The following is a 6729-nucleotide window of genomic DNA, read 5'->3' on the forward strand; positions in this document are numbered from 1 at the left end:
AGCCGTTCCTGCCGGCCCCTGATCGAGTCCTGGCCGGGGTAGTTGGTGCCGTCGGCGAACCAGAGCGACAGGTCCCGGGAGCCGGTGACGTCCATGATGTCGACGCACTCGAGCAGGTGGTCGACCGCCTTGCGGCGCACGGCCTCGTCCGGGTTGCAGACGCTGCCGAGCCGGTAGGAGTCCTCCTGGAACACGTTCGGGTTGATCGCCCCGAGCGCGATGCCCTGTTCCTTCGCGTGCTTGGCGAGGTCGCCGTAGTCGTCGACGCGGTCCCAGGGGATGTGCATCGCGACCGACGGCGCCACCCCGGTGAACCGGTGGACCGTGGCCGCGTCGTCGACCTTCTCGTAGGCGTTGCGCGGCACGCCTTCTTGCGCGAACACTTTGAAGCGGGTGCCGGAGTTGCCGTACGCCCATGACGGCGTCTCGATGTGCTGGGTCCGCAGCGCCGCCTTGACTGCTGCCGTGTTCGCCATTTCCTGCTCCCCTAGTCGAGGTGGAATACCTCCTGCAGTGGTGTGATGCCCTCGTCGGGCGCGCCACCGCCGAGTCCTTCGAAGAACTGCGCCATCTCGTTCTGCCAGCGGGTGTTGACCTCGCGGGCCGCCATGCCGGCGAGCGCCGCGTCGAGGTCGTCGGTCTCGAAGTACCCGACGAGCAACCCGTCCGGCCGCAGGAACAGCGAGTAGTTCCGCCAGCCGGTCTCGCGCAGTGCCGCCAGCATGTCCGGCCACACGTCGGCGTGCCGGGCCGAGTACTCCTCGACCCGGTCCGCCCTGACCTTCAGTAGGAAGGAAACGCGCGTCATCTAGAAGTCGAAGTTGTCGATGTTGTCCTTGTTGAACTTCGTCGGCGGGCCGAGGATGATCTCGCCGTTCTTGCCGATCGTGTACTCGCCGAGCTTGCCGGCCTTGAACTTCTCGCCTTCCTTGCCGCTGATCTGGCCGGAGGCCAGGGATGCCGCCGCGTAGCCGGCGAGGTAGCCCAGCTCCACCGGGTTCCAGAGCGCGAACTCGGTCACCGTGCCGTCCTTCACGAACTCGCGCATCTGGTTGGGCGTGCCGAGACCGGTCAGCTTCACCTTGCCCTTGTACGGCGAGGAGGACAGGTACCGCGCGGCCGCCGAGATGCCGACGGTGGTCGGGGCGATGATGCCCTTCAGGTCCGGGATGGACTGGAGCAGGCCCTGCGCCTCCTGGAAGGACTTCTGGTCGTCGTCGTCACCGTAGGCGATCTTGACGAGCTGGATGTTCGCGTACGCCGGCTTCTTCAGCTCGTCCTGCATGAACCCGATCCAGGTGTTCTGGTTCGTCGCGTTCGGGGTCGCGGACAGGATCGCGATCTTGCCGCTGCCGCCGATCTGGTCGGAGACCATCTTCACCTGGGAGCGGCCGATCTCCTCGGAGTTCGCCTGGTTGACGAAGATCTGCCGGGCGTCGGTCGCCGCGTCGGAGTCGTAGGTGACGACCGCGATGCCCTTGCTCATGGCGTCCTTCAGCGCCGGCGCGACCGCGTTGGGGTCGTTGGCGGCGATCACGATCGCGTCGTTCTTCTGCTGGATCAGCGTGTTGATGTAGGAGACCTGGGAGGACGCGGACGCGTCGGACGGACCGACCTCCTTGCCGTCCCCCTTCAGCTCCTTGACCGCGTCGACGCCGCCCTTGTCGACCAGCACCTCGTAGGGGTTGTCGATCTCCTTGGGCAGGAAGGCGATCTTGAGGCCTTCCTTGACGGTCGCGTTGGGGTCGGCCTTGCGTGCGGTCGACCCGCCGCCGTCGCCGGACGCGGCGTCAGACCCCTTGGTGGTCCCGCCGCAGCCGGCCACCAGCGTCAACGCCAGTCCGGCGCTCAGCGTCCACATCAGACGGTTCGAGCGGAACATCCTTGGTCCTCCTCGGTTTGAACACGACCGGGACGAGTACGGAGAGAATCAGTAGCAAGCCCGTGATGACGTTCTGGATCTCGTTGCTGACATCGTCGAGGAACAACACGTTGCGCAGCCCGGCCATGGCGAGCAGGGCGGTCGCGACGCCGAGCACGGTGCCGCGGCCACCGAAGATCGACACCCCGCCGAGCAGCACGGCGGCCACCGCCACCAGCTCCACGCCGTTGGCGTTGTCGGCGCGGGCGCTGTTGTAGCGCAGGGTGTAGATCAGGGAGGCGACCGCGGCGAGCGCACCCGAAAGCAGGTAGAGCGCGGCCTTGATGCGGTTGACCCGGATTCCGGAGAACCGGGCCGTCTCGGCGCCGAGGCCGATCGCGTACAGCGAGCGGCCGATCGTCGTCATGTGCACGAGTACGGCGATTCCCACGCCGACCACGAGCACCAGAATCGTTGCGTACGGCAGGAAGGAGCCGCCGATGGAGTCGGTCGCGAGTGGACGGTAGTTCTCCGGGAACCCGGTGACCGCACCGTCGCCGAGCAACACGTAGGCGAGGCCGCGGTAGAGCCCGAGCGTGCCGATGGTGACGGCCAGCGAGGGCAGTCCGAACCGGACGACGAGCGTGGCGTTCACCGCGCCGAGCGCGACCCCCGCCACGAGCACGATCGGCACGATGGTCTCGAACGACAGGCCGGCGTCCCAGAGCTTGCCGGTCAGTGCGGAGCAGAAACCCAGCGTGGACGCGACGGACAGGTCGATCTCACCGGTCAGGATGATCGGCAGCAGCGCGAACGCGAGCAGCGCGACCTCGCTGTAGTCCAGCAGCAGGAAGCTGATGTTGCTCGTCTCGCCGAACCCGTCGCTGAACGAGCCGACGACGAAGACGGCGACGCAGAGGACGAGCAGCACGCTTTCCCAGCGCAGTAACCTACCCAGCACGGCGCACCGCCCTCTCCGCCCGCAGCCGCATCGCGAGCCGCACCATGAACGCCCGGTCGAGCGAGATGGCCACGAGCAGTGCCGCGCCGTCGACCGCGCGCTGCCAGAACGCCGGCACGCCGAGGATCGGCAGCGCGCTGGTGATCGTGGTCAGCAGCAACGCGCCGAGTGCCGCGCCGATCACGGTCCCGCTGCCGCCGAAGATCGCCACGCCCCCGACGACGACCGCGGCGACCACGGCCAGCTCCCGGCCGTTGCCGACCGAGGCGTTGATGGTGCCGAAGTAGGCGGCGTGCATGACCCCGCCGAGCCCGACCAGCCCGCCGGAGATCACGAACGCGCCGAACACCCGCCGCCCGGTCGGGATGCCCGCGAGCCGCGCGGCGTCGGGGTTCGACCCGATCGCGTACAGCTCGCGCCCGGCCCGGAAGTTGTGCAGCCCGTACGCGGCGACGGCCAGCACGACCAGCGCGATCAGCGTGAGGTTGGGGATGCCGAGCACGGATCCCGAGCCGAGGCCGAGGAATCCCGACGGCATCTGGTAGGCGTTGATCTGGGTGGTGTCGGTGCCGGAGGCCCAGGCGTAGTCGATGCCGCGGTAGACGTAGAGCGTGCCGAGGGTGACGACCAGCGCGGGCACCTTGGCGATGGCCACGAGTGCCCCGTTGATCGCCCCGCACACCGCGCCCAGCGCGATCCCGGCGAGCACCACCACGACGACCGGGAGGTCCTTGTCGACGAGGAAGAGCTGCCCGGACAGGTAGGCGGACAGGCCCATGACCGACCCGACCGACAGGTCGATGTTGCGGGTGATCACGAGCAGCGCCTGCCCGATCGCCAGCAGCGCGATGATCGACGCGTTCAGGAAGAGGTCGTGGATGCCCTGTCCCGACAGGAAGGTCGGCCGCGTGATGGTGGTGGCGGCCACCACCGCGATGAACGCGACGACGATGCCCAGCTCACGCCCGGCGAACGCGGACTCCCTGGCCGAAGGCCTGATCACGCCGCACCTCCGCCACCGCGTCGCCCTGCGGGTGTCCCGCGGAACCTCGAACGTCCCGAGGGCATCGGCCACCGGGTGGTCATGCCGCACCTCCCGTCGCCGCCTGGAGGACCCGCTCCTCCGTGGCCTCCTGTTTGGACAGTTCGGCCGTCAGCCGGCCCTCGTGCATCACCAGCACCCGGTCCGCCATCCCCAGCACCTCGGGCAGCTCGGAGGAGATCATCAGCACCGCGATGCCCTGCGCGGCCAGCTCCGACAGCAGCGCGTGCACCTCGACCTTCGCGCCGATGTCGATGCCCCGCGTCGGCTCGTCCACGATCAGTACGACCGGCTCGGTCGCGAGCCACTTGCCCAGCACCACCTTCTGCTGGTTGCCGCCCGACAGGGTCGCCACGGGGTCGGTCACGCGCCGCCGCTTCACGCCGAGCCGGTCGGCCCACTTCGACGCCAGCGCGCGTTCCCGCGACCGCCGCACCAGACCCCACCGCGCCACGGCCCGCAGCCGCGGCAGCGTGGCGTTCCGCTCGATCGACAGGTCCAGGATCAGCCCCTGCTCACGCCGGTCCTCCGGCACCATCCCGACCCCGGCCTCGATCGCCGCGCGGGGGTCGCCGCCGGGCAACCGCCTGCCACCGACCGTGACCGTCCCGGCGTCGAGCGTGTCCACGCCGAAGATCGCCCGCGCGACCTCCGTCCGGCCAGAGCCCACGAGCCCGGCCAACCCCACGATCTCCCCGCGGCGCACCGAGAACGACACGTCGGTGAACACGCCGGCCCGGCGCAGCCCGGTCACCACCAGTGCCTCGTCGCCGGCCTCGTGGTCGCGCGACGGGTACAGCTGCTCCACGGAGCGGCCGACCATGCTGCGCACCAGGTCGTCCCTGCTGATCGAGTCCATCGGCGACGCGGTGACGAGCGAGCCGTCCCGCAGGACCGTGACCCGCTGGCAGATCTCGTACATCTCCTCGAGCCGGTGGGAGATGAACAGCAGTGCCGCACCGTTCTCCGCGAGCCGCCCCGCCACGCGGAACAGCCGCTCGGCCTCGACCGTGGACAGTGCGGCCGTCGGCTCGTCCATCACGATGATCCGCGCCTCCGCGGACAGCGCCTTGCCGATCTCGATGATCTGCTGGTCCGCGATCGACAGCCCGCGGGTGATCCGGCCGGGCTCGATCGGCACGCCGAGCGAGGAGAACAGCTCGGCGGCGCGCTCGTTCATCGACGCGCGGTCGATGCGGCGGAACGAGCGCAGCGGCTGGCGGCCCATGAACACGTTCTCCGCCACCGTGAGGTCGGGGAACTGCGTCGGCTCCTGGTGGATCACCGCGATGCCGGCCTGCTGCGCGTCGCGGGGTCCGGCGAAGTGGACCGGCCGGCCGTCGACCAGCACCGCGCCCGCGTCCGGGCGGTGCTCACCGCCGATGACGCGGACGACCGTGGACTTGCCGGCTCCGTTCTCGCCGGCCAGTCCGTGGACCTCGCCGGCGTGGAGCTCGAGCGACACACCCCGCAGGGCGTGCACCGCGGCGAAGGACTTGTGGACGTCGCGCAACTCGAGGAGCGGGGGCGTCAATGCCGTCACGAGCGCTCACCGCCTGCACGGTTGTGAAACGTTTCAGGCGGAACGTAGTCGAGGAGAAGCGAGCCCGTCAAGCCTGTGTCCGATGGGTCGCTCCGCTCATCCGTCGGACCGCCTCCTCCGCTCGTCGCAGCACTCGGCGCCCGTCCCTCGCTCCCGGGTCCTGCTCCTCGGTCGGCCCGGCCGCGGCTCCTTCGCGCCGCTCCCGTGCCTAGGCTCGGTGCCGTGGCACCGTTCCCGATCACGCTCGACGAGCTGACCGCCGACCCGCACCCGGTGCTCGCGCGACTGCGCACGAGCGAGCCGGTGTCCTGGGTCCCCGTCCTGGACGGTTGGCTGGTCACGGGCCACGCGCTGGCGCAGCGGGTGATGCGGGACGCGGCGACGTTCACCGTGGACGACCCGCGGTTCTCGACGGCGACGGTGGTCGGCCCGAGCATGCTCTCGCTCGACGGCCCCGAGCACGCGCGGCACCGCGACCCGTACGTGCCGCCGTTCCGCCCGGCACCCGTGCGGGACCACTTCGCCGGCTTCGTGGCGGGGGCCGTGGCCCGCCTGCTCGACGGCCTCGCGCCGGCCGGCCGCGCCGAACTGCGGGCGGACTTCGCCGGCCCGCTCGCGGTCGAGGTGATGGCCGACGCGCTCGGGCTCACCGGCATCGACCCGGCGGCCGTGCGGTCCTGGTACGCGGCGCTCGTCGAGTCGGTGTCCGAGGTGACCGCCGGCCGCCCGCCCACGGCAGCCGGCGCGGCGGCGGTCCGGGCGCTCCGCGAGCGTATCCCGCTCGACGTGCCCGGGCTGAGCCCCGACGAGGTGGTGGCGAACGCCGCCGTGCTGATGTTCGGCGGCATCGACACGACCGAGAGCATGATCGCCAACCTGGTGCTGCACCTGCTGGACCACCCGGCCGTGCTCGCCGAGGTCCGGGCCGACCGCGCACTGCTGCCCGCCGCCGTCGAGGAGTCACTGCGCCTGGAACCGGCGGCCTCGGTGGTCGACCGATACGCCACCCGCGACGTCGAGGTGGACAGCGCGTACATCGCCAGGGGCGACCTGGTCCGCGTGTCCATCGCCGGCGCGAACCGCGACCCCGCCGTGTTCGCCGACCCGGACACCTTCGACCTCCGCCGCCCCAACGCGAAGGCGCACCTGGCCTTCGCCCTGGGCCCGCACTTCTGCCTCGGCGCCCGGCTGGCCCGTGCCGAGGCGCAGATCGCGGTCGACGGCCTGCTCGACCGCTTCCCGGCGCTACGGCTGGAGAGGCCCGCGGCACCCACCGGCCTGGTCTTCCGGAAACCACCCGAACTACCCCTCCGCTGGGACTA

At 70.6% G+C, this 6729-nt stretch carries 6 protein-coding genes and 1 pseudogene; 1 reads left to right on the forward strand and 6 read right to left on the reverse strand.

Translation table 11 applies throughout. The features are described 5' to 3' along the window. The 6 genes and pseudogenes from ACJ73U_RS25885 to ACJ73U_RS25910 form a co-directional block, all read right to left on the reverse strand. Positions 1-476 (reverse strand): annotated as a pseudogene (locus ACJ73U_RS25885) (rhamnose isomerase); the annotation flags it as partial. 11 nt (positions 477-487) lie between these two features. Continuing rightward, positions 488-808 (reverse strand): L-rhamnose mutarotase, encoded by a 321-nt coding sequence (locus ACJ73U_RS25890; protein ID WP_407780307.1) that lies wholly within the window; start codon positions 806-808, stop codon positions 488-490. After that, positions 809-1882: a rhamnose ABC transporter substrate-binding protein gene (gene rhaS, locus ACJ73U_RS25895; protein ID WP_407780308.1), complete on the reverse strand. Its 1074-nt coding sequence runs from the start codon at positions 1880-1882 to the stop codon at positions 809-811. It lies immediately after the preceding gene. Then, positions 1791-2822: an ABC transporter permease gene (locus ACJ73U_RS25900; RefSeq protein ID WP_407780309.1), complete on the reverse strand. Its 1032-nt coding sequence runs from the start codon at positions 2820-2822 to the stop codon at positions 1791-1793. Before ACJ73U_RS25900 ends, rhaS begins: the two co-directional genes overlap by 92 nt. Further along, positions 2812-3825, reverse strand: coding sequence for an ABC transporter permease (locus tag ACJ73U_RS25905; RefSeq protein ID WP_407780310.1), 1014 nt, complete (start codon positions 3823-3825; stop codon positions 2812-2814). Before ACJ73U_RS25905 ends, ACJ73U_RS25900 begins: the two co-directional genes overlap by 11 nt. Positions 3826-3904: 79 nt before the next feature. Beyond that, a complete protein-coding gene (locus tag ACJ73U_RS25910; RefSeq protein WP_407780311.1) occupies positions 3905-5407 on the reverse strand; it encodes a sugar ABC transporter ATP-binding protein in 1503 nt (500 codons plus the stop codon). Positions 5408-5629: 222 nt separating this feature from the next. Between ACJ73U_RS25910 and ACJ73U_RS25915 the strand changes: the two genes are divergently transcribed. Next, on the forward strand, positions 5630-6729 hold a 1100-nt coding region (locus ACJ73U_RS25915; RefSeq protein WP_407780312.1), incomplete at its 3' end, for a cytochrome P450.

It is taken from the genome of Actinophytocola sp. (genome assembly GCF_045807065.1).
GTDB lineage: Bacteria > Actinomycetota > Actinomycetes > Mycobacteriales > Pseudonocardiaceae > Actinophytocola.